This window comes from Streptomyces sp. NPDC002076 (assembly GCF_053593835.1).
In genome coordinates this window covers 273,106-293,878 of the sequence record NZ_JBSFDI010000002.1, presented here as the reverse complement: position 1 = coordinate 293,878, position 20,773 = coordinate 273,106, and the positions used below count along the sequence as shown (strand labels likewise).

The 20,773-nt window shown below is 68.1% G+C and carries 21 protein-coding genes and 2 pseudogenes; 7 read left to right on the top strand and 16 right to left on the bottom strand.

What is annotated here, in order from left to right; genetic code table 11:
* Positions 1-96 precede the first annotated feature (96 nt).
* Positions 97-240, top strand: a complete 144-nt coding sequence (locus ACWCQS_RS05590) for a hypothetical protein (protein WP_451003248.1) — start codon at positions 97-99, stop codon at positions 238-240.
* Positions 241-385: 145 nt separating this feature from the next.
* Positions 386-526 (top strand): annotated as a pseudogene (locus tag ACWCQS_RS05585) (integrase); the annotation flags it as partial.
* A 265-nt stretch (positions 527-791) separates the two neighbouring features.
* On the opposite strand, the gene ACWCQS_RS05580 reads toward ACWCQS_RS05585, so the two are convergent.
* Positions 792-2,375 (bottom strand): protein kinase domain-containing protein, encoded by a 1,584-nt coding sequence (locus ACWCQS_RS05580; RefSeq protein ID WP_451003247.1) that lies wholly within the window; start codon positions 2,373-2,375, stop codon positions 792-794.
* Positions 2,376-2,878: 503 nt separating this feature from the next.
* Between ACWCQS_RS05580 and ACWCQS_RS05575 the strand changes: the two genes are divergently transcribed.
* On the top strand, positions 2,879-4,168 hold the full coding sequence (locus ACWCQS_RS05575) for an alkaline phosphatase family protein (RefSeq protein ID WP_451003246.1): 1,290 nt from the start codon (positions 2,879-2,881) through the stop codon (positions 4,166-4,168).
* Positions 4,165-5,283 (top strand): alkaline phosphatase family protein, encoded by a 1,119-nt coding sequence (locus ACWCQS_RS05570; protein ID WP_451003245.1) that lies wholly within the window; start codon positions 4,165-4,167, stop codon positions 5,281-5,283. Before ACWCQS_RS05575 ends, ACWCQS_RS05570 begins: the two co-directional genes overlap by 4 nt.
* A 31-nt stretch (positions 5,284-5,314) precedes the next feature.
* Here ACWCQS_RS05570 and ACWCQS_RS05565 read toward each other — a convergent pair whose 3' ends face one another.
* Positions 5,315-5,494 carry a helix-turn-helix domain-containing protein gene (locus tag ACWCQS_RS05565; protein WP_451003244.1) on the bottom strand — a complete coding sequence of 60 codons (180 nt, stop codon included), beginning with the start codon at positions 5,492-5,494 and terminating at the stop codon, positions 5,315-5,317.
* 490 nt (positions 5,495-5,984) lie between these two features.
* On the opposite strand from ACWCQS_RS05565, the pseudogene ACWCQS_RS05560 reads away from it, so the two are divergent.
* Positions 5,985-6,274 (top strand): annotated as a pseudogene (locus tag ACWCQS_RS05560) (hypothetical protein).
* Between the two features lie 56 nt (positions 6,275-6,330).
* On the opposite strand, the gene ACWCQS_RS05555 reads toward ACWCQS_RS05560, so the two are convergent.
* The 9 genes from ACWCQS_RS05555 to ACWCQS_RS05515 all read right to left on the bottom strand — a co-directional run bounded on the left by ACWCQS_RS05555 (position 6,331) and on the right by ACWCQS_RS05515 (position 15,001).
* On the bottom strand, positions 6,331-6,951 hold the full coding sequence (locus ACWCQS_RS05555; RefSeq protein WP_451003243.1) for a DUF5134 domain-containing protein: 621 nt from the start codon (positions 6,949-6,951) through the stop codon (positions 6,331-6,333).
* A gap of 69 nt (positions 6,952-7,020) precedes the next feature.
* On the bottom strand, positions 7,021-7,431 hold the full coding sequence (locus ACWCQS_RS05550; RefSeq protein WP_451003512.1) for a cupin domain-containing protein: 411 nt from the start codon (positions 7,429-7,431) through the stop codon (positions 7,021-7,023).
* A 485-nt stretch (positions 7,432-7,916) separates the two neighbouring features.
* On the bottom strand, positions 7,917-8,390 hold the full coding sequence (locus ACWCQS_RS05545; protein ID WP_451003242.1) for a carboxymuconolactone decarboxylase family protein: 474 nt from the start codon (positions 8,388-8,390) through the stop codon (positions 7,917-7,919).
* A 132-nt stretch (positions 8,391-8,522) separates the two neighbouring features.
* Positions 8,523-9,086, bottom strand: coding sequence for a class I SAM-dependent methyltransferase (locus ACWCQS_RS05540; RefSeq protein ID WP_451003241.1), 564 nt, complete (start codon positions 9,084-9,086; stop codon positions 8,523-8,525).
* A gap of 580 nt (positions 9,087-9,666) precedes the next feature.
* A complete protein-coding gene (locus ACWCQS_RS05535; RefSeq protein WP_451003240.1) occupies positions 9,667-10,521 on the bottom strand; it encodes a transglutaminase family protein in 855 nt (284 codons plus the stop codon).
* Positions 10,522-10,523: 2 nt separating this feature from the next.
* Positions 10,524-11,456, bottom strand: coding sequence for an alpha-E domain-containing protein (locus ACWCQS_RS05530; protein ID WP_433453913.1), 933 nt, complete (start codon positions 11,454-11,456; stop codon positions 10,524-10,526).
* Positions 11,453-12,997 carry a circularly permuted type 2 ATP-grasp protein gene (locus tag ACWCQS_RS05525; RefSeq protein WP_451003239.1) on the bottom strand — a complete coding sequence of 515 codons (1,545 nt, stop codon included), beginning with the start codon at positions 12,995-12,997 and terminating at the stop codon, positions 11,453-11,455. Before ACWCQS_RS05525 ends, ACWCQS_RS05530 begins: the two co-directional genes overlap by 4 nt.
* A 205-nt stretch (positions 12,998-13,202) precedes the next feature.
* The gene (locus tag ACWCQS_RS05520) at positions 13,203-14,555 is read right to left on the bottom strand and encodes an endonuclease domain-containing protein (RefSeq protein WP_451003238.1); all 1,353 of its coding nucleotides are present in this window, start codon (positions 14,553-14,555) and stop codon (positions 13,203-13,205) included.
* A 260-nt stretch (positions 14,556-14,815) separates the two neighbouring features.
* Entirely contained in the window at positions 14,816-15,001 is a 186-nt protein-coding gene (locus ACWCQS_RS05515) for a hypothetical protein (RefSeq protein WP_451003237.1), read from the bottom strand.
* A 49-nt stretch (positions 15,002-15,050) separates the two neighbouring features.
* On the opposite strand from ACWCQS_RS05515, the gene ACWCQS_RS05510 reads away from it, so the two are divergent.
* Entirely contained in the window at positions 15,051-15,608 is a 558-nt protein-coding gene (locus ACWCQS_RS05510) for a cysteine hydrolase family protein (RefSeq protein WP_451003236.1), read from the top strand.
* Between the two features lie 78 nt (positions 15,609-15,686).
* Here the strand turns inward: ACWCQS_RS05510 and ACWCQS_RS05505 are convergent, their stop codons facing one another.
* The 3 genes from ACWCQS_RS05505 to ACWCQS_RS05495 form a co-directional block, all read right to left on the bottom strand.
* Positions 15,687-17,135, bottom strand: a complete 1,449-nt coding sequence (locus tag ACWCQS_RS05505) for an FAD-dependent monooxygenase (RefSeq protein WP_451003235.1) — start codon at positions 17,133-17,135, stop codon at positions 15,687-15,689.
* A 139-nt stretch (positions 17,136-17,274) separates the two neighbouring features.
* Positions 17,275-17,802, bottom strand: a complete 528-nt coding sequence (locus ACWCQS_RS05500; RefSeq protein ID WP_451003234.1) for an ester cyclase — start codon at positions 17,800-17,802, stop codon at positions 17,275-17,277.
* Positions 17,803-17,886: 84 nt separating this feature from the next.
* The gene (locus ACWCQS_RS05495; protein WP_450674884.1) at positions 17,887-18,714 is read right to left on the bottom strand and encodes an alpha/beta fold hydrolase; all 828 of its coding nucleotides are present in this window, start codon (positions 18,712-18,714) and stop codon (positions 17,887-17,889) included.
* Between the two features lie 210 nt (positions 18,715-18,924).
* Here ACWCQS_RS05495 and ACWCQS_RS05490 point away from each other — a divergent pair, with 210 nt between their 5' ends.
* Complete coding sequence (locus tag ACWCQS_RS05490; RefSeq protein ID WP_451003233.1) at positions 18,925-19,170, top strand: hypothetical protein; 246 nt, start codon at positions 18,925-18,927, stop codon at positions 19,168-19,170.
* Positions 19,171-19,356: 186 nt separating this feature from the next.
* Here the strand turns inward: ACWCQS_RS05490 and ACWCQS_RS05485 are convergent, their stop codons facing one another.
* Positions 19,357-19,587, bottom strand: coding sequence for a hypothetical protein (locus ACWCQS_RS05485; RefSeq protein WP_451003232.1), 231 nt, complete (start codon positions 19,585-19,587; stop codon positions 19,357-19,359).
* Between the two features lie 63 nt (positions 19,588-19,650).
* Positions 19,651-20,625 carry a magnesium transporter CorA family protein gene (locus ACWCQS_RS05480; protein WP_451003231.1) on the bottom strand — a complete coding sequence of 325 codons (975 nt, stop codon included), beginning with the start codon at positions 20,623-20,625 and terminating at the stop codon, positions 19,651-19,653.
* Positions 20,626-20,773: the final 148 nt, after the last annotated feature.

The following is a 20,773-nucleotide window of genomic DNA, read 5'->3' as shown; positions in this document are numbered from 1 at the left end:
AAATCGGCATGATCAGTTCCGGTTCTGATAAAGACTCAGTTCCCTTAGGGGCGTTTCCGCCTGTTAAGTGAGCTTTATCCAGGGCTTTTCGGTCGCGTGGCATCGTCCCTGCGGGCTTGGTGGACCGTCACGGAGGGCGACCGACGCGGCGTGCTCCTCGAACTGCACAAGCCCAAGGCCGAAGAGCAGTCCACGGCCGTGCTCGCCATCGCCGGCCACCAGCGTGACCTCCGCGTCTGATCGGCGGTGGACGCGAACGCCACCTTCGAGGGCACCTGGCAGTTCGTGCCCTTCCTGTGCTGGTCGGCGCACTGTTGCTTGATCCATGTCGCGTCCTGCTGGGCGCGGGCGCGGACGGCGAGGGCCTGGGCCAGGTCGCTGTCGGTACGTCTTCGCCGTCATCGAGCACTCCACCCGGCGCATCCGGATCCTGGGCGCCACCGCTCGCCCCACCGCGGACTGGGTCGTGCAGCTCGGACGCAATCTCCTCATGGATCTCGAGGACGCGGGCAGCCAGGCCCGATTCCCTCACGGCAGACCAGATCCGCGGGATCACTGAGAGACTCGGAGACATCGCACAACGTATCCAAGCCGCCGACGCCGAGAAGCCCCTCTACGAAGCCCTGGGCATCACGATCGCGTACGACAATGCAACGACGATGTGCACCAGAACTCGGCCAAGCTGCAACGTACGTCGCTCAGCTCGTGCGGGTCCGGTCCGGGGTCACGTGAAGCGCAAGCACTGCCTCTCGCGCATACGAAGCGAGCCGTGCGCCGTCCCCGGTCAGCTCTCACCGGCGAGCGGCGGTGACCTTCACACTGCACTGCAGATCAGCGAGGTAGACCTGGGAGTGTCCGCTCGGGTCGAGTTTCAGCGGGCCGCCGCCTTTGGGGACTGTACCCAGGTCGACGGCCTCTCCGTTTGCAGCGTCGCGTAGATCAAGCCTGCAGTCGCCGGCACCGTTGAAGTCCAACACCCTCACGGATATCGGCCCCCGCGCACTGAAGGCTTCGGTGTCGCCCGTGCCGTACTCCCGGATGGCGGGCAGCACCGCCGCCCCCGCTCCGGATCGGTGGACCACCTGGCAGCCCGGGTTGTTGGCCGCCCATCGAAACGATCCTGAGGTGTGTGCCAGGAACGACTTGGTGCCATAGTTCTCAAAAACCTGCTGCTGACCGGTGTCGGTGTTGGTCAGCGTGACGGTGCAGCCGTTGTCCCGGCCCCCGATCTGGTCGCTGACGACGAGCCGCCACGGAGACGCCGCGGTGAAGCCTCCGGATGCCCGGCTGCTTCTCTCCTCGGACGGCTTGCTATGCGAAACCTTGGCGGGCCCAGTGTGATCAGGCAAGAGGGCCGCGGCGGTTCCACCGGCCGCGAAGACCACGGCCGCACCGGCGGCATATGCGACACGTCGGCGCCGCGGGTGCTTCGCCGGTGTGACACCCCTGAGGCCCGGCACCGCGCCGTGCGGCGACTTCACGCCGCCCTGCAGGCCGGACAGCACCCGCTCGACCTCCTCCCGCATCGCCTCGGCGGTGGGGAAGCGGAGCGCCGGGTCCTTGCTCAGTGCTCGGGCCACCAGGGCGTCCACCGCCGGGCTGATCGCCTGGTTCATGCTGGACGGCGCGGGCGGCTGCTCCTGGATGTGCTTATAGGCGACGGAGAGGGCCGTGTCCCCGTCGAACGGCGGCCGCCCGGTGAGCAGTTCGAACAGCATGCAGCCCACCGAGTAAAGGTCGGTTCGGGCATCGATGCTCCTGCCCAGCGCCTGCTCCGGCGAAAGGTACTGGGGCGTGCCCACCACCGCACCCGTCTGCGTCATGGACGTCACCCCGGACTGCAGCGCGCGGGCGATGCCGAAGTCCATCACCTTCACCACCCCGCGCGGGGTGACCATCACATTGCCCGGCTTGATGTCCCTGTGGACCAGGCCCTGTTCATGGGTGGCGGCCAGCGCCGAGAGCACATCCGCGGTGATCCTCAGAGCACGGTCGCAGGGCATCGCGCCGTGCTTGCCGATCTCCTCTCGGAGCAGTGCGGACAGCGACGCGCCCTCGACGTACTCCATGACGATGTACGGCACCGGGCCGGTGTCCGAACCGACGTCTTCACCACTGTCGAACACCGCCACGATGTTGGTGTGGCTCAGCCGCGCCACCGCCTGTGCCTCGCGGCGGAACCGCTCGCGGAAGGACGGCTCGTGGCCCAGGCCGGTGTGGAGCGTCTTGACCGCCACCGAGCGCTCCAGCACGGAGTCGTGTGCAAGGTGGACGGTGGCCATCCCGCCCTGGCCCAGTAGCTGCCGCAGCATGTATCTGCCGTGGCCCACCGTGCGCAATCCGGCGCCCGCCCCACCCGTAGTGTCATCACCCATCGGCCTCAACATCCCCCTCGCCCGCCGGGACGCGTACACCGCGTGCCCGTGGTCCGCAGACCGCCGGGCGGCCCCGCTCGGCCGCCCCCGCCCCAAACGAGCACAAGATTATCGGCACAGACAATTGGACCACTCGACGCGGTGGCCGACAGGTCGGCACCGCGGACACCACAGGTCTGTGCGTCGGGGTGATCTGGGAGACTGCCCCACTGACCGGCACGAATGACACCCAAAATTGCTTCACCGCCTCTGGCCTCGAGTGAGACCGAGCAGGTTGCAGCGGACACCGCCGTTGGGGCCGTCGGTCCGTACGACGTGCCGACGTTGTTGTGGCGCAGCCGGTCACCGCCTCGGAGTAACCATCGGTCCGGTTGGCCGCTCCGTCATGCAGGCAGCCGCTTCGAGTAGACGCTGATGGCGGTCCACAGAACGCTCGATGAACTTCCTTGGAAACATGAAGCGGATTATTACCCTCCGGTATGTGCGGCGGCTATAAGAACCCTGTGAGCATCTCCCGCAGACGACTGATCATCGGGGCCGTAGCCGCGACGGCAACCGCGCCCCTCGTCACGGAAGGGCTGGCCGAGGCCGGTCAGGCCTTCCCCTCCACGCAGCAAGCGGCCTCCCTCCCCGCACCGCAGGACTCCGGCATCGACCACATCGTGGTCGTGATGATGGAGAACCGTTCCTTCGACCACTACCTGGGCTGGCTGCCCGGCGCCGACGGCAAGCAGGCCGGCCTGGCATACACCGATCGCGACGGCGTCGCCCACCCCACTCACCACCTGGACACCGCACAGGGCTGCCAGTACAACGACCCCGACCACAGCTACGAGGGCGGCCGGATCGAGTACAACGACGGCGCCTGCGACGGCTGGCTGCGCGCCGGGACCAACGACGTGTTCTCGATCGGCTACTACCTGCCGGAGGACCTCGACTTCTACGGCAAGGCCGCGCCCGCCTGGACGGTCTGCGACCGCTACTTCTCGGCGATCATGGCCGAGACGTACCCCAACCGCTTCTACCAGCACGCCGCGCAGACCGACCGCATCCACAACTCCACGGACCTATCGACGCTCCCCACCATCTGGGACCTTCTCGCCGACGCGGGTCTGCAGGGCAAGTACTACTTCTGCGACGTACCGTTCACTGCGCTGTGGGGCACCAAGCACCTCGGCATCTCGCACCCGTACACGGAGTTCCTCGCCGACTGCGCCGCCGGCGCCCTGCCCCAGGTATCCTTCGTCGACCCCAAGTTCCTCGACGAGGGCAGCGGCACCTCCGCCGACGACCACCCGCACGCCGACATTCGCGCCGGCCAGCACTTCCTCAACGAGGTCTACCACGCCGTCACCACGGGCCCCGCCTGGGAGCGGACCCTCCTGGTCATCAACTACGACGAGTGGGGCGGCTTCTTCGACCACGTGGCCCCCACCACCGCCCCCGACGCCCACCCCGACTGGGGCCTGCGCGGCTTCCGCACCCCGTGCCTGGTGATCTCCGCGCGGGCGAAGCGCGGCCATGTCGCGCACGGCGTGTACGACCACACCTCGGTCCTCAAAGCCATGGAGTGGCGCTGGAACCTGCCCGCCCTCACGCCCCGGGACGCCGCGGCGAACAACATCGTCGAGGTGCTCGACTTCACCAACCCGCCGAACACCCACGCCCCGCAGTGGTCGGTGCCCGGCGTCGTCGGACTGCCCTGCCCGCCCGCCGTACTCCCCGACTACGAGCAGTGGCACGCACTGCGCGACCTCGCCCTCTCCCTCGGATGGAAGCTCCCCTCGTCATGAAGCACCGTCTCCTGCGCGGCAGGCGCCGCCTGATGATCCTCACCGCCGCCTTCATCACCCTCGTGGCGGGCGGCGGCACGCTGCTGGCGCTGCAGGCCGAGGCCGCGCCCGCCGCGGACCCGCACCACGTCTTCGTGATCAACCTGGAGAACAAGGGGTACGACGAGACCTGGGGAGCCGGCTCCAAAGCGCCGTATCTGAGCCAGACGCTGCGTTCCCAGGGCGTGCTGCTGTCGCAGTACTACGGCATCGGCCACAACAGCCTGGACAACTACATCGCACAGGTCTCCGGACAGGCCCCGAACCCGGACACCCAGTCCGACTGCCAGACCTTCGCGTCGTTCGTCCAGGCCGGAACCGTCTCCCCCGGCCAGGCCGTCGGCCAGGGCTGCGTCTACCCCTCCGGCGTGCAGACGCTGGCCGATCAGATGGGCGCCTCGGGACACACCTGGAAGGGGTACATGGAGGACATGGGCACCCCGTGCCGTCACCCCGCGGTCGGCGCGGTGGACGACACCCAGAAGGCCAGGACCGGCGACGAGTACGCCACACGCCACAACCCGTTCATGTACTTCCACTCGATCATCGACCAGCCGGAAAGCTGTGCCGAGCACGTCGTCGACCTCTCGACGCTCGGCGCCGACCTGCGGAGCACCACCACAACCCCCGACCTGAGCTACATCACGCCCAACCTGTGCGACGACGGCCACGACTCCCCGTGCGTGGACGGCCGTCCGGGCGGACTGGTCTCCGCCGACGCCTGGCTGAAGCAATGGGTTCCGGTCATCACCTCGTCCCCGGCCTTCAAGAAGGACGGCATGCTGGTGATCACCTTCGACGAGTCCGACGGCCCGCAGGAGGACGCGAGCGCCTGCTGCGGCGAGGGCCCGGCCCCGAACACCCCGTTGCCCGGCATCACCGGCCTCGGCGGCGGCCGTACGGGGGCGCTCGTGCTGTCTCCCTTCACCAAGGGCGGCACCTGGAGTACGACGCCGTACAACCACTACTCTCTGCTGGCCAGCATCGAGGACCGGTTCGGGCTGCCGTACCTGGGCTACGCCGGGCAGAAGGGCCTGAGCCGCTTCGGCACCGACGTGTTCAACGCGGCGACCTGACGACCCAGGCCTCCTGTGGTGGCTCCCACCCTCACGCTTTCCCGATGGCCCTCCACGCGCATTGCTCCGCCATGTCGGGGTGTCCGGCTTCGTCGAGGAGGCAAGCCGGGTCGAGGTCGGTGGTGATGCGGCTGCGGGCCAGGCGAAGCAGGCCACGGTCGGCGAACTCGCGCAGGACCTGGGTGCAGGTCTCGCGGGAGGTGCCCGCCACGACGGCGAGCCGTCCTTGGCGATGCGCTGGGGAGCGGACTTGGTGACGGTGTCAGACATCATCACCAGCTCCTCGCGGTCCGGCACCCACTCCGTGCGCACGAATCAGACCGGAAGCCGGCGTTTCCGTGGCAACGCTTTCCGTCACCACCGCCAGGCCGAGTCGCGCGAAAATTGAAGCGGCACACCACACCGACTCCAGTCCGTGGGGGCCTGGCTCAGCCCTCCATCAGGACTTGGGGTGGTCGCCTCTGAGAGAGCCGAGAGGCTTCGCCGATGGCGTTGATCCTGGTCCCGGGTCGGGTGGGGTTCTCGCCCAGGCGGACCGGACGGCCGTAGCGGCGTGCCAGTCCTCATCGATCAAGCCGGCCAGCAGATGCGGGGCGTTACCGGCCAGCTCTTCCAGCGCGGCACGGACGGCCTCGGGGATCAGCTCCAGCCGGGGTCAGGTCCCGTACTGCGGCTGGAGCGTGCGTAGTTCGGACCCCAGGATGCCAGCGGACGTCAGTCCGCCCTTCACCCCCGAAGGTGCTTCAGGGATGACCGTCCTAGTCGAATGGCCTCCTGGTCCCCTCTGAACTCCGCCGCACCGCCACTCGGGACCCTGTTCCGGCTACGTGATCGAGCGCGCGGTCCGGTTCGAGCTGGAGGGTGAGCCGGAGCGCGTGATCAAGTCCGGTGAGACGTTCTCTCGCCGGGCCGGCACATGCTCACGCTCGTCGACAAGGAGGAACTGGAGAAGCTGGCCCGCCTGCGTGCCCGGCGTTCCTCCACACGCTGACCCGTGAGTCCGATACGGAGGGACCGCATCCTGCCCGGCCCGAGTGCTGACGGCGGTCAGTGGTGCATGTGCAGCATGATGGCTGTTCCCAGGGCCATCGATCCTGCCCAGAAGTGGTCGTAGGCCTCCCTGGCGCTCGGGGAAGCGGCTGCGCCGTCTGCAGCTCCGCCCAGCGTCGGCATATCACGGGTCAGCGACCGAAGAGCGCACACAATGAGGTAAAGCGCCAGGACTCCGGTGACCACATTGCCGGCCTTCGCATCCCCTGCCGAGTGACCGAGATGCACGTCTGGGTGCGCCGCCGGAAGACCGTCAGCCAGGGGCTCTTGCGACGGGCCCACCATGGAGCGCGTCATCCAGGCCATCGCGGCCATGCTCACGGCGCACGGCAACCTCCGTGCCATTGTGGTCAGTCTCGGCTTCTTACAGCGGCTGACAGCGCTCAGCGGGAACCACACTGCGGCGGCTGCGAAGAAGGCCGTCAGCGGCGCCTCCCACAGCATGCGCCCCCAGTTCCACGGCATCACCGCCATGGCCAGGGCCATGGCGGTGTGCAGCAAATCGTCGACTCGGCCACGCCACCCGGAGCTCCGTAGGACGCCATGCCCCAGCGAGCGAATCGCCGCCGCCGCGAACTGCACTGTCAGCATGCAGTACACGACATCAACAGCGTTCATGCCTCATCGCGCCCGCCCACGGAGCGGACGGGCCCCATTCGGCACCGACCTGTACCAGCAGGCGGCAGGTCAGTCGGTGGGCCGCGGGGCACGCAGATGGGCCCGCTTCTCCAGTTCCTCCTCGTCGACCAGCGTGAGCATCGGCTGACCCGGTGCGCACAGCATCGTCACGACGTACTTGACCGGGGCGTCCGACCGGGCGTTGCCGTTCTGGTAGTGGATCACGTCGCCGCCCGGCTCCCAGAACGTCTCACCGGCCTTGATCACACGCTCCGGCTCACCCTCGAGCTCCCACCGGACCTCGCCCTCGATCACATAGCCGAAACACGGCCCCGAATGGCGGTGCGCAGGCGTGCCGGGGTCACCGGGAGGCCACTCGACGAGGACAGTCATCCCCGAAGCACCCTCGGGAATGAACGGCGGCTTGACGTCCGCCAGCATCTTGGGACCGAAACCACTCACTGAGTTCATGTTGTGCATGTCGTGCATCTCCTGCATTGTGCTACACCTCCATAGGCCTGCCGGAACTGACGACCTCATCGTCGCCAATTCGGGGCTCATACAACTTGCTTCACGGCGAAGACAAAACACGGTCGGCGTCTGTGACACGCCGTGCGCCGTGTATCCGGCACAGGGAGTCATGAGACCACCCTGCCTGCCGTCGGTGGCCTCCACAATTCGGGCCCGCAACATGGAGAACGCATCACATCGCACCGTGGCAATCTCGGCTGAACATTGTCATAGCGCTGATGCATGGGGCATCACAGTGGACAGTGTCAGATGCAGTACGCACGCCGGATATGCGAACTGATTGATTGAGGCGGCGCAGTACCGGGCCGCGAAGGCAGGCGCAGCCGACGCATGGTTCAGTGCTGTCCGGCTGGCGCCCGAAGTCCGGCTCCTCGCCGCAGGCGAGGAGCCACGGAAGCGGACCGTACCGGTCCGGCCTGGCCGGACGCCCTGAATCAGCCGAACTGGCCGACCTGGTAGCTGCCGGCCGGCTGCTGGTTGATGATGTTGATGCGGTTGTAGCTGTTGATGACGGCGATGAGGGAGATCAGCGCGACGAGCTGGTCCTCATCGAAGTGCTTGGCGGCGTTCGCCCAGGCCTCGTCCGTGACCCCGCCGGCCGCGTCCGCGATGCGGGTGCCCTGCTCGGCCAGCTCCAGCGCGGCGCGCTCGGCCTCGGTGAAGACCGTCGCCTCCCGCCAGGCCGCCACCAGGTTGAGCCGCAGCGAGGTCTCCCCGGCGTGGGCCGCGTCCTTGGTGTGCATGTCGGTGCAGAAACCGCAACCGTTGATCTGGCTGGCGCGGATCTCGACCAGACGCTGAACAGTGGCCGGCAGCGTCGAGTCAGACAACACCTTGCTGGCCGAGTAGAGGTGCTTCAGCACCTTGGTCGCGAGGGAGTTGCCGTAGTAGTTGAGACGCGAATCCATGGATCCTCCTAGCAGAGTTGCCGTTACGCACTACTGACCGGACAGTCCGACGAGGTGTGACGACGAAGCTGTGTGATGTGGGTCTCTGCGACCGTGCCATCGTCGTGCCGCTCTGTCTCTTTGCAACGGTGATCACGTTGCGGGGAAGCCCCCTCGGGCATCGCGCTGGACAGCCGGGGCCTGCTCGGTCCCGGTGAGTACGTCTTCTACCTGGGCCGAGATCACATGGTGGACGGCGTGGCGGGAGCGCGGCGGCTGGACCACTTCTGCGAAGCCGGCCACCAGCAGACCGCCTGGGCGCAGGGCCGCGGCCAGGCGTTCGACCACCGTGGTCTCGGTGCCGGCGGCCAGCAGCGGGAAGATGTTGCCCGCCGCGACCACGAGATCGAAGTCGGCTGCGACGCCGAGCGCGGCCGGCGCGAATTCGGCCAGATCGGCCTGGAACCAGGGCAGCTCGGGAGCCTGTTTCCGGGCCACTGCCAGCATCGACGCATCGAGGTCCACCCCGACACACTCGTACCCGAGACGCGCGAGCCGAATCATGACCCGGCCGGTACCGCACCCGGCGTCCAGCACCCGTGCTCCGGCGGGCACGAGCGACGCACAGAACCGCGCCTCACCGTGCATATCCTTCCCGCTACGGGCCAGGGCCGCGAACCGTGCGGCGTAATCCTGTCCGGACGTGCCCCCGGTCAACTCCTTCCAACGGCTCGTGCGGCCCAATATAGGTCGCCCGTGTACCGCTCGACGATGCGACCGAGTCCGCGGCGGAAGGCCGTCGCCGAGAAGGACGGGAAGGGCAGCAGGCGTCGGCGTGGCGACGTCATCAGCACAACCGACACCGGGCCGGCGCGGCGGCGTCTGCGCCCCGGTCCGAGACCTGACCGGCGTCTCGGGGTGGAGTGCGAGGCCGATCGGATCCTCGATACCGTCGTAGGCCGACCGGACGAGCACGCCGGCCACGGGCGGCAGCTGACAGAAATCTCGGCTGACCAGCGTCAGCGCCTGCCGTAAATCGTCTGCCCCGCCCGATGCTCTTCGGTAAGTGAGGCTCCAGACGAGCCCACTTCTCGTTCGGTAGGTCCCCTCGCCCCACGCGGACCAGAACGATCAGCGCCAAGGGGAGTCACGCGACCTATCAGACGGACCCTATTCGTGCTCACGCGGCGGAGCCGCATATCAGACACAGCCCCGCACCCTCCTGCTCGGTGTCGGGTGCCGCGTCATGAAGGGGTCGTCCGGAGGGCCGGGAGTGGTTCCCGGCCCTCAGTCGCGTTCAGGCAACCTGTGTGAATTCCACGGTAACCTCCGGCGGCCCGCCCGCCACCCCCCGGTACACGCCCTTGTGCGGGGGCACGTCGTCGTAGTCGCGGCCACGGCCGACCACCACGTGGGACTCGTCGGCGCGGGTGCGGTTGGTCGGGTCGTAGCCGCACCAGTCGCCCGCCCAGTACTCGATCCAGGCGTGGCTCTGCCCGGCGACCGGGTGGTGGAGCTCGGCCTCCTTCTCCGGGTGCAGGTAGCCGGAGACGTAGCGGGACGGCAGCCCCAGGCCCCGCAGCAGGGCGATGGTGACGTGGGCGATGTCCTGGCAGACGCCAGTGCCCTGCTCCCAGGCCTCGGCGGCGGAGGTGGTCACGCCGGTGGTACCGGGCAGGTACGACACCCGGTCGGCGACCAGCGAGGAGACGGCGACGGCCGTTGCGTGCGGGTCGAGGCCCGCCGTGACCTCCCGCGCGTGGGCGATCAGCTCCACCGGGACCGTCGTACGCCCCGTCGGGTTCGCGAACTCCAGCAGACGGGAACGCGTGGTGCGTTCGGCCACCTCCGCCCAGCCGGGCGGCTCGGGAAGCGGACCGGGCGGGCCCGTCTCGACCAGGCTGGACGCGGTGATGGTGAGGTCGGAATGCGGGTCCATCAGGTCGAAGCCGGTCACCTGGGTGCCCCAGTAGTCCCAGTACGACCAGGTCGCGGCCGCCGGACCGATGGTCACCCGACCGTCCAGAGTGGTCTGGCCGGGCAGCGTCAGCGGGGTCATGCGGACCTCATTGTGCGAGGAGACGGCGGCGTGCGCGTAGGAGACGCGCGTGACGTGCCGAATGCGGAGGCGGCGGATTCCCTTGCCGGTCATGCTCACGCCCCTTCCTGGGCCCACTCGACGGCCCCCTGGTACGGGAAGAACCGTTCCGCCACCGCGTCGGCGGACGTCATGCAAGCCTGCTGCAAGTCCCGTAGCAGTACCGGTAGTTGTTCTTCAAGGGCGTGCGAGTCCAGGTACTCGAGGCGGGTTCGCAGGCGGCCGATCGGGCGGCGTGCCGGATCCTGGCGCGGGCGGCCCAGCGCAGTCAGACACTCCTCGGCCGTGGTCAGCGCATGCAACGCCGAGCGCGGGAAGTCCCGGTCCAAAAGCAGGAATTCGGCCACCCGCGGGGTGTCGCCGAAACCGCCGTACACGCGCGCGTACGCCTCGTCGGCGCCGCTCGCGCTCAGCAGCGTCGGCCAGTCCGGCGCGTGCACTGCGTCCAGCACGCGCACGCTCAGCAGCCGTACGGTCATGTCGACCCGCTCCAGACTCCGGCCCAGGATGACGAACCGCCAGCTGTCGTCCCGGCTCATCGTGGAGTCCGCGAGCCCGAAGAAGAGAGCCGCTCGGCGTCGGACGAGCTCCAGATAGGCGTACGGACCCGTACGGCGGGCGGCGAGCCGCTGGTCGGCGAGGGCATGCCAGGTGGAGTTGAGGCACTCCCACATCTCCGAGGAGACGGCCTCACGGGCGCTGCGGGCATTGAGCCGAGCGGCGCCCAGCGCTCCCTCGATGGAACCGGTCGAGCGGGCGTCGAACGCGAGCTGGTCCAGCACCTGCTGCATGTCCACCGGTTCCGCCCCCGCGTCCACACCGAGGATCGCGTACAGCGACCGGCAGGCCACGTCCTCGTCGCGCCAGGGGTCCTCCAGCATGCGGTGCAGATAGGCGTCGAGGATCCGGCCGGTGGCGTCCGCCCGCTCGACGTACCGCCCGGTCCAGGTCAGCGCCTCCGCTATCCGGGAGAGGATCACGTCGTTCACTGCTGCTGCGCCCCTTCCTGTACGAGCATGGGGGTGCCGTCGGGACCCAGCTGGCGGGGAGCGACCTCGGGCAGATCGCCGGAGCGGACGGGGGCCGGCCGCTCAGCGGGGCCCTCGGCGAGTACCCAGGTATCCTTGGAGCCGCCGCCCTGACTGGAGTTGACGATCAGGTTGCCCTCCTGGAGGGCGACGCGAGTGAGGCCGCCGGGCAGCACCCAGACATCGTTGCCGTCGTGCACGGCGAACGGGCGCAGGTCGATGTGGCGCGGCGCCATGCCCTCGCCGGCGAGGGTGGGGGAGGTGGACAGGGCGACGGGCCGCTGCGCGATGAAGCCGCGCGGGTCGGCGATGACCGCTTTGCGGGTGCGTTCGAGGGTGTCGGAATCGGCCTTCGGCCCGATGACGATGCCCTGACCGCCCGCTCCGTCCACGGGCTTGACGACGAGCTGCTCGATCTGGTCAAGGACCGCCTCCAGCTGCCCCGGTTCGTCGGGCCGGTAGGACTCCACATTGGGCAGGACCGGTTCCTCGGACAGGTAGTACCGGATCAGATCCGGGACGTAGGTGTAGAGCAGCTTGTCGTCCGCGATCCCGTTCCCGACGGCGTTGGCGAGCGTGACGTTGCCGGCCATCGCCGCGCTCATGATCCCCGGGCAGCCGATCACCGAGTCGGGCCGGAAGTGCAGCGGATCGAGGAAGTCGTCGTCCAGACGCCGGTACACGACGTGGACGGGCACCTCGCCGCGCGTGGTGCGCATCCACACTCGGTTGTTCCTGCACAGCAGGTCGTGCCCCTCCACCAGCTGCACGCCCATCAGCCGGGCGAGCAGCGCGTGTTCGAAGTAGGCCGCGTTGTTGGGACCGGGGGTCAGCACCACGACCCTGGGGTCGGCGGTTCCGTCCGGCGCGGCGGCACGCAGGGCAGCCAGCAGGCGGTGCCCGTAACCGTCGACGGGCAGCACGTGCTGCTCGGCGAAGAGGGAGGGGAAGATACGGGTCATCGCGCGCCGGTTCTCGATCACGTACGACACCCCGCTGGGCACCCGCACGTTGTCCTCCAGCACCCGGAAGTCCCCGGCCTCGTCGCGCACGAGGTCGATGCCGGCGACGTGGATGCGCACGCCCCCGGGAGGCTCGATTCCGTGCGCGACGCGGTGGAAATGGGGGGAGTTGAGGAGCAGCCGCCAGGGCACGACGCCGTCCTCGAAGGCGCAGCAGGGACCATAGGCGTCGGCGAGATAGGCCTCCAGTGCCCTGACTCTCTGGCCGACGCCGCGTTGTATGAGATCCCATTCGAGGGCGTCGAGGATGCGCGGCACGAGGTCCAGCGGCCACGGCCGCTCTTCGCCCGCGAAGGCGTAGGTCACACCACGGTCGGTGAACGCCCGCGCCATCTGATCAGCTCTGAAACGCAGTTCACTCGGTGCGATCGGCTGCAGCGCCGCCAGTACCGGCTCATAGGCGGTCCTGACCTTACCCGGCCGCACAAACATCTCGTCCCACGCGTCGGCCAACGCGTACGCGTCAAATATGTCCGCCATGAGGGGACATTAAGTGCGGCTCGTAACGCGACGATCTCTACGTCATTTCCGGCAGCGCACTCGCGGCCGCCCAGCCTGTGGGGGGCCAAAAGTCTCGGGCGCACCCTGAGTGCGGATGGCCGGATGTCCGGGGTTTGCGGGGTGACCGTGCCGGGGGCTGGCAGCTGCGAGGTGACGTTGGGGTGTCAGGTCTCCCGGTGCCCGCTCAGAACAGTGCTAGGCCCTCGCCGCTGGTGTCCGCGATGACTGGCCGGGACTGGGCAGGGAGGCCGTCCAAGCGGTCAGGACCGGCCGTGGCGGCCACGGCAGGGGCCGTCTCGGCCAACCAGACACGAAACCGCTCGGCGGCTTCGTGGTAGGGGACTTGCGCCAGGACACGGTGCTCGCCGGAGGGGCAGAAGTCGACGGCGACAGTGAGCAGGCAGGAACGGGGCGCGTTCTGACTGCCCGTCCAGGACACGCGCAGGACACCGCAGGGCTTGCGCCCGCGAGGGGCGCGGTGGGTCGGGCGCAGCGACCGACAGGCTACGTGGGCGGTCCATGCGGCCAGGTGCGGCAGAGGCAGGGTGATGCGGGCGCGGCAGCCGGGGCAGCGGTGCCAGTGGCGGAGCCAGTCGGCTGTGTCGGTGTCGAAGAGGCGTGTGTAGCGATTCGCCACGCGGATGTCGTTGCTGTACAGGTGGTCGGGGCGTTCCTGTGTGTTGCAGGACTGGCAGAGGGGGGCGCGGACGTAGCCGTGTTCGTGGCAGTGGTCGAGGACGGCGGCGGGCGCGGTGCGGCAGACGGCGCACGCCCACCCGGCCACTCTGCGGGAGATACCGGGCTTCCTGCTCAGTACCGAGTACAGCTGGCCCTCCAACTCTGCGTCGTACGGGCGCAGCGAAGCGGTGGGGCCCTCGGGGCTCGTCGTCTGCCGGCTGCCGGCGGCTCGGGCCTGTCGGGGGCGGGAGGACGGCTCGGTGACAGCTGCGCTTGCCTGGCGGGTCCGCGCGGCGTGCACCCACTGCGTTTCGGAGTGCTCGGCCGCGTCCAGCAGCCTGACCACAGCGCGCGGCAGCCACCATGTCCGCTGCGTCCCCTCTCGGGTCCGCTCCACGAGCATCTGCCGCCAGTCGATCCCCGCCAGATGGCACGGCCGGCCGCCTTCACGTCGGGCTGCCCGCTCGGGACCACCCAGATCCTGCAAATCCTGCAGTTCCCGCGTGATGCGCCGGCGCCAACGCAGCGGCGTTTCCTCGTTGCACTCCTGCCTCGGCGCCCCACGAAACGGACCGATGCGGACCAGATCCTGCTCATCCATCCCCACCGCGTTCAGTTCCGCGGCCGCCCGGCACACCTCGACCTCCAAAACACTCCACTGACCGCCGCCCGCCCTCACCGTCGCCACCACACAGCCGCCGAGCAGGACGTACCCCGCCCGGGCATGGGCAGGAGAACAGGTGAATGCCCCGGACGCCGTCGGCACAGCACCGTCGGCCGTCAGATCGGCCCACAGAGCGTCCGCGGCACCCAGGGTGATCAAGCCGTCCGTGCGACCGGGCAAGACACGCTCTGACATACCGACAGGCTAACGGCCTGCAACGCGGCAACGGGTCTCCAGGCGCCTCGGTCACCCGGGAAGCCGCCCACGCTGCATCCGCCGTCTCGACCACCGCATCGAGGCCTGGACCACCCGCTCCCACCTCCTGCTCGACCTGACCAGCGAAGACGAGGGCGGCGACTGGATCGAGGGCGCCGACGACTCGCTGTCCGCCCTCATCGGCATACGCGACGAACTCACCACCGGCGACCTGCGCCCCCCTCTATCTGGCCTGGCTCTCAGCGCTCGCCGCCTGGGAACTCGAAGACGACGACGAAGAGGAGTACCGGACCTGCCCCGAACCGCCCGTCCCGGCCGGGCTCGGCGAACTGACCGCCCCGCAGCGGGCGCTCGCGGATTTCCTGCGCGTGGACGACGACCTGCTGGCAGTCGCGGCCCAGGCAGGCCACCCCCGCCGCATCCAAGAAGCTGACCAGGCCTGCAAGGAAGGAACTCGCCCCGCTGATCGCCGCAATGCCCCAGAAGGAGAAGGACGCTCTGCTGCTGCGGCTCGCGCTCGGCCCGGAACCTGGGCTGCACACCGAACTCCTGCACCGCCTGCGCGGCGCCGACGCCCCCACCACGGTCCCCGGGCACCGGTCCGCCGCCCACCTCCTGGACGCCGCCCACACCCTGCGCACCGAACGCCGACAGCGCGCCAGCTGGCAGCTGGCAGCTGGCAGCTGGAACGCCGATTTCCATGCCGAGCTCTCGCCCGTTGACGGCGAGGTCGTGATCGCCCCGCACAAGAACATCGACGTCCTCGCCAACACGGACCTCGGAGTCCAGCTGCGCCGGCACAACGTCGAGTACATCGCGATCGCCGGGATGATCGGCACGCACTGCGTGGAGTCGACTTCGCGCAGCTGCATGGAACACGGCTACCACGTGACCACCTTCACCGACGCCACCGCGGCGCTTGGCGGGCGCGCCGCCTACGATGCGATGGTCCAGCGCTATCCGACCATCTCCCACGCCACGCTGAGCGTCGATGAGTATCTCGCTGCAGTAGGTGCGGCGCTGAAAAAGTAATCCCCGGTGGGTGATCCCACGGGGGTGGGTGATCCCACGGGCCTCAGCGCGCGTCCGCCGCGCGCGACCACGCCCCGCCTACCTTTGTCCGACCACCTCGCCCAGCCATCGCGTCAAGGTTTCGCGTACCTCGTCCGGATCGGGGTCCTCGGCCGCCCAGGCGGCGTAACCATCGGGTCGGACCAGTAGCGTGGGCCGCAGGCCGGCTGCGGGGGAGGCGGTCACCACCCGTCCTTCCCACGGCGTGGCGACTGCGGCGACGTCGCGGCCCACCAGTACGAACGTGCCTCGTCGCAGGGCCTCATACAGCCGTGCCGGTTCCCCTGCCAGTCGGAGGTCCGGTACCCGGCGCCCGGCAAGCGGGTGGGAGCCCCGGGGTGCGGGGTAGGTGATCCCGATGCCGGAGATGCTGCGGGACGCACGCGGTTCTATGACACGTAGCTGGTGCGCGACGGCGGCCAACGATGCGCGCAACGCTCGGACTGCCGGTGACCCGGTGATGACGGCCGTGAGAAGTGCGTGACTGACGTGCAGCACCCTTCGGGCCACCGGATGGCGCTCCGTGTGGTAGCTGTCCAACAACTCGTCATCAGCCCAGCCGCGCACGACGGCTGCCAGTTTCCAGCCGAGGTTGGCGGCGTCCTGCATCCCGGTGTTCATGCCCATGCCCCCGGCGGGCGAGTGGACGTGCGCGGCGTCGCCCGCGAGGAACACCCGCCCTTGCCGGTAGCGGGGTACCTGTCGTTCGTCGCTGTGGAAGCGGGAAACCCAACGGGCATCGTGCATCCCGAGGTCGTCACCGATGGTTCGCCGCGTGATGTCCCGGACCTCCTCCATCGTGACCGGCGCATCGTCGGGCAGCTGCTGCTGTTGCCGGTCCCAGGCGATGACCCGGTACCAGCCGTCCCCGAACGGCGCGAAGAAGGTGAAGCCGTGCTGGTTCGAGGCGAAATTGAAAGCTTCGTCAGGGGCGCGTTCAAGCAGTACATCGGCCAGCATCACGGAGCGGATGGCCGACTTGCCGGGGAACGGCATGCCCAGGCTCTGCCGGACGGTGCTGCTCGCTCCGTCGGTGCCGACCAGGTAGCGCGCTCGAAGTGTGGCCGTGGCACCGTCCGGATGGTTCGCTTCCGCGTCCACGCCGCCCGTGTCCTGCCGTATCCCTGTAACCCGTGTCCCCCGCACTATCGTCGCCCCTGCTTCCTCGGCCCGGCGCAGCAGAAGGCGCTCCACCTGCCATTGGGGGACGATCAGCAGGAACGGAAAGCGTGTGCGAAGGCCGGAGAAGTCGATGCTGATGCGGCCGAACGGATGCAACGCCCTGACCGGTGAGCCGAGAGCGAGTAGTTCGTCGGCCAGGCCCCGGGCGTCGAGTTCCTCCATGGTTCGTGCGTGGATGCCGAAGGCGCGGCTCAGGTTGGATTCGTGATCGCGCCGCTCCACCAGCGTGACGTTGACCCCGGACTCGGCGAGGTCGCCCGCCAGCAGAAGCCCGGTTGGCCCGGCCCCGACCACCAGAACATCCACCGCTGATGCCCCGTGTTGGCCCGAAGAGCCACGGACTGACCCGCTGCTAGCATCCATATTTGTCAGCATCAGCCCCACTTGTCGGACTCGCTAGTTGAGCCGGCGGACCCCGCACCTGACCGTTTACCATCCGAGGACCTCAACATTCCGCCGACCCGAAGCGTCCTCTCGGCACCGCATGGATCGGAACGGTGGCCGATCGCGTGCGAGCTGGTTGTTCTCGGCACCGTCGGAAATCCCGCTCTTGGGGGCATACCTCGGTGAGTCCGAGTTGGCGCAGCATGCCGAGTTCGTCGCTGCTGCCCCAGCGTTCGACGAGCTTTCCGTCGCTGTCGAAGCGGCTGATCTGCATGCCCCGGTAGCTTGCTTTCCTGCCGGTCGCCGGCTGTCCCATCAGCGGCCCCAGATGCGTTCCGGTGATGGTGTAGGCAAAGGCCAACTCGTCGTCGGTGGCCACCAGATGCTCCATCGCGACGTGCAGGTCGGGAAAGGCTGCCCGCAGATCGGCGAACATGGCCTTGTACCCTTCGGGCCCCGGCAGCTGTCCTGGGGCTGGATCATGGTCGATCGAGTCGGGTGCGACGATCTCGTCGAGGGCCGCGAGGTCGCCGGTGATGACCGCCTCTGCGAAAGCGGTCTGTGCGGCGATGTTCGTTTGCTGAGACATGGGCACTCCTCGGGCTCGCGCCTGCCACTGGTCTGTCGCCGGCCGCGTGAACGCGGGAAGACCGCTGAAACGACACCTGGTCGGTCAGCCGCGTGCGAATTCAAGGAGGTCGTTGTTGAACCGTCCCGCGAACTCCGGCACCATCGACAGTCCGTGCGGAGCACCGGAGTAGACCTTGAAGGTCACGTCCTTGACCAGTTGCGACGATTTTTTCGCGGATGCCACGATGGGCACGATCTGGTCGTCGTCGCCGTGAATGATCAGCGTGGGGATGTCGAACTCCTTGAGGTCCTCCGTGAGGTCAGTCTCAGAGAACGCTTTGACGCAGTCGTAGGCGCTCTTGACGCCTACCGTCATGCTCCAGAGCCAGAACTCGTCACGGGTCCCCTGCGACACGGTCGAGCCTTCGCGGTTGGCACCGTAGAACGGAGCGCTGAGGTCCTTGTAGTACTGGGACCGGTCCGTCAGCACACCTTGCCGGATCTCGTCGAAGACCTCGATCGGCAGCCCCTCCGGGTTCGCTTCCGTCCTGAGCATCAACGGAGGAATCGCGCCGAGCAGAACCACCTTGGCCACACGCCTCGAGCCGTGCCGGCCGATGTAGCGCGTCACCTCTCCGCCGCCCGTCGAATGACCGACCAGAATGGCGTCCTGGAGATCAAGGTTCTCCAGGACCGATGCCAGGTCGTCGGCATACGTGTCCAGGTCGTTGCCCATCCACGGCTGGTCGGACCGTCCGCCTCCACGTCGGTCGTGGGCCACGGCCCGGAAACCGTTGTCCGCCATCAGCTTCAGCTGCGGATCCCACGCATCCGCGATCAGTGGCCAGCCGTGGGAAAACACCACCGGCTGACCCGCCCCCCAGTCCTTGAAGTAGATCTGTGTGCCGTCCTTGGCAGCGGCAAAGGCCATGATCGCCTCGCTAGCACTTGTTCGGACTACGCCCTTCATGGCCATTCAGCGCCCGATCCGGCATGTGAATACCACGTCCGACCAGCAGTGAACGCCCGCGAGGGCGAGGGCGACACTGGTGAAGGCAGCCGTTCCGTACAGTCTCTTCCCCACGCTACTCGGGACGCCCCACTTCAGCACGCCGGGGCAGACCACAGTGAGCACACACCCGTGCCTAGTCGCTGGTCGGCGTCGGTCGATGCAGCAGTCCTCGATGACCATGTGACCGGGCTCCGAGAGCGGCGCAACGCCTTCGCGCACCGCCTGATCGACGATGTCGACGTCCAGTGGCGCGACCGCATTCCGCAGTGGGATTTCGATGACGACGCGGTGGACGAGGCATTGGCAAGGGTCGGGGAGATCGCGTGGATGCTGGAGGAAGGGTGCGAGCAGCAGCTCGTACGTGCCGGGAAGTGATGTGCCACACTGTGGTCTCGTCCACCCCGCGCGCCGGGTCCTCCGCGCGGAACCGGAATTCTCAAGAGTGCCCCAGACACACCTCTGCCTTCCGCAGGTTGGTGGCCCACCTCACACAAAGGCTGTGACAGCCTCTTACCGGCACAGGACGGCAAATCTGCCGTGCGACATCTCTATAAGGACGTGTCAGCACCCGCAAGCCGTCTGAGCCAGCGCCCAACGGCCGCCCCGGCTGAGCACGGTCAGGACATCCACGTGCTTCTCCCCGACGAGCCACCCGAGGTGACGGAACCCGTCGCTGCCGCCGACGGCGGCGAGGATGTTCCACGTCGGCGGCCGGCTCATCCGCAGTCTCTGCGCCTGGCTCGACAACAGGGACTGCTCGGTCCGGCCCGATCCGCGGATCTTGGCCCGCAACTCCCGCTCCCCCGGCCCGCACCCGGTGGCCCGGAGTCAGCCTGGTCCCTGCCGGGGTCGGGGTCAGATCCAGTCCTTGCGCTTGAAGGCCCAGTAGAGCAGCGCCGACGCAACGACCATGACACCGGTGGAAGTCAGGAAACCCGCGTGGGTGTTGACACCTGGATACGGAACGTTCTGCCCGTAGAAACCGGTGACGGCCGTGGGTACGGCCACGATCGACGCCCAGCTGGTGACCTTCTTCATGATCAGGTTCATGCGATTGCCCTGAACGGTCAGATTGGTCTCCATGATGGACGTGATCATGTCCCGCAGCGACTCGGTCCACTCGGTGGCCCTGAGGACATGGTCATACACATCCTGGTAATAGGGGAGCAAGGGCTCGGCGACGATGTGCAGGTCACGCCGGAGGAGGCTGTTCACGACCTCCCGCATCGGCAACACCACGCGGCGCAGCTTCGTGAGGTTCTTACGCAGCGCGTAGGAGTCACGCTGGACGGAGTCCATCTGCTCGCGCCCCTCGTCGAAGAGCAGATCCTCCACTGCTTCGATACGGTCGTCGAGATCCTGCACGGCGGCGAAGTGCCCGTCGACTATGTGGTCGAGCAGTCCGTGCAGCAGGAATCCCACCCCGTACTTGGCGAGATCACTGTTGTTGTCCCAGCGTTCGACGACCTTCTCGATGTCGAACCGATGGTCGGGGCGAATAGTGATCAACGCCGTAGGCGTTATGAAAACGGACAATTCACTCGCGGTCAGCTGTCCACCGGTCTCGTCGGTACTGATGCCGTAGGCACTGAGGAAGGCATGGGTACGGTAGCGGTCCAGCTTGGGCCGCTGATGCTCCTGACGTGCGTCCTCCACCGCGAGCTCGTGCAGACCGAACTCCTCGCTGATCATCGCGAAGTCGGCGGAGCACGGATCGCACAGGTCTAGCCAGATCGCCACGTCCGGATCGTTCACGTATTCCGAGATGTCAGCGGTCGGAAAGTCCTCCAGGATCAGGGAGCCGTTGCGGTAGAGCCGTGTGCGAGTCATGGCGACGCACCATAAGCCGCCCTGGTAAGAAGCCCGCTTCTGCTCGTTGCCGAGGGTTCGCCCGTCGACACGAGTGCGCGCGCCCGAGCGAGCACGGGCGGGGCCGGTCAGGAGCGTTCGTAGAAGCCGGCGAGGCGACCACGAGCGA

Coding starts and splice junctions, on each gene's coding strand:
- ACWCQS_RS05580 (WP_451003247.1), bottom strand. CDS start 2,375: ATGGGTGATGACACTACGGGTGGGGCGGGCGCCGGATTGCGCACGGTG.
- ACWCQS_RS05570 (WP_451003245.1), top strand. CDS start 4,165: ATGAAGCACCGTCTCCTGCGCGGCAGGCGCCGCCTGATGATCCTCACC.
- ACWCQS_RS05555 (WP_451003243.1), bottom strand. CDS start 6,951: ATGAACGCTGTTGATGTCGTGTACTGCATGCTGACAGTGCAGTTCGCG.
- ACWCQS_RS05550 (WP_451003512.1), bottom strand. CDS start 7,431: ATGCACAACATGAACTCAGTGAGTGGTTTCGGTCCCAAGATGCTGGCG.
- ACWCQS_RS05545 (WP_451003242.1), bottom strand. CDS start 8,390: ATGGATTCGCGTCTCAACTACTACGGCAACTCCCTCGCGACCAAGGTG.
- ACWCQS_RS05535 (WP_451003240.1), bottom strand. CDS start 10,521: ATGACCGGCAAGGGAATCCGCCGCCTCCGCATTCGGCACGTCACGCGC.
- ACWCQS_RS05525 (WP_451003239.1), bottom strand. CDS start 12,997: ATGGCGGACATATTTGACGCGTACGCGTTGGCCGACGCGTGGGACGAG.
- ACWCQS_RS05520 (WP_451003238.1), bottom strand. CDS start 14,555: ATGTCAGAGCGTGTCTTGCCCGGTCGCACGGACGGCTTGATCACCCTG.
- ACWCQS_RS05510 (WP_451003236.1), top strand. CDS start 15,051: ATGCCCCAGAAGGAGAAGGACGCTCTGCTGCTGCGGCTCGCGCTCGGC.
- ACWCQS_RS05500 (WP_451003234.1), bottom strand. CDS start 17,802: ATGTCTCAGCAAACGAACATCGCCGCACAGACCGCTTTCGCAGAGGCG.
- ACWCQS_RS05495 (WP_450674884.1), bottom strand. CDS start 18,714: ATGGCCTTTGCCGCTGCCAAGGACGGCACACAGATCTACTTCAAGGAC.
- ACWCQS_RS05480 (WP_451003231.1), bottom strand. CDS start 20,625: ATGACTCGCACACGGCTCTACCGCAACGGCTCCCTGATCCTGGAGGAC.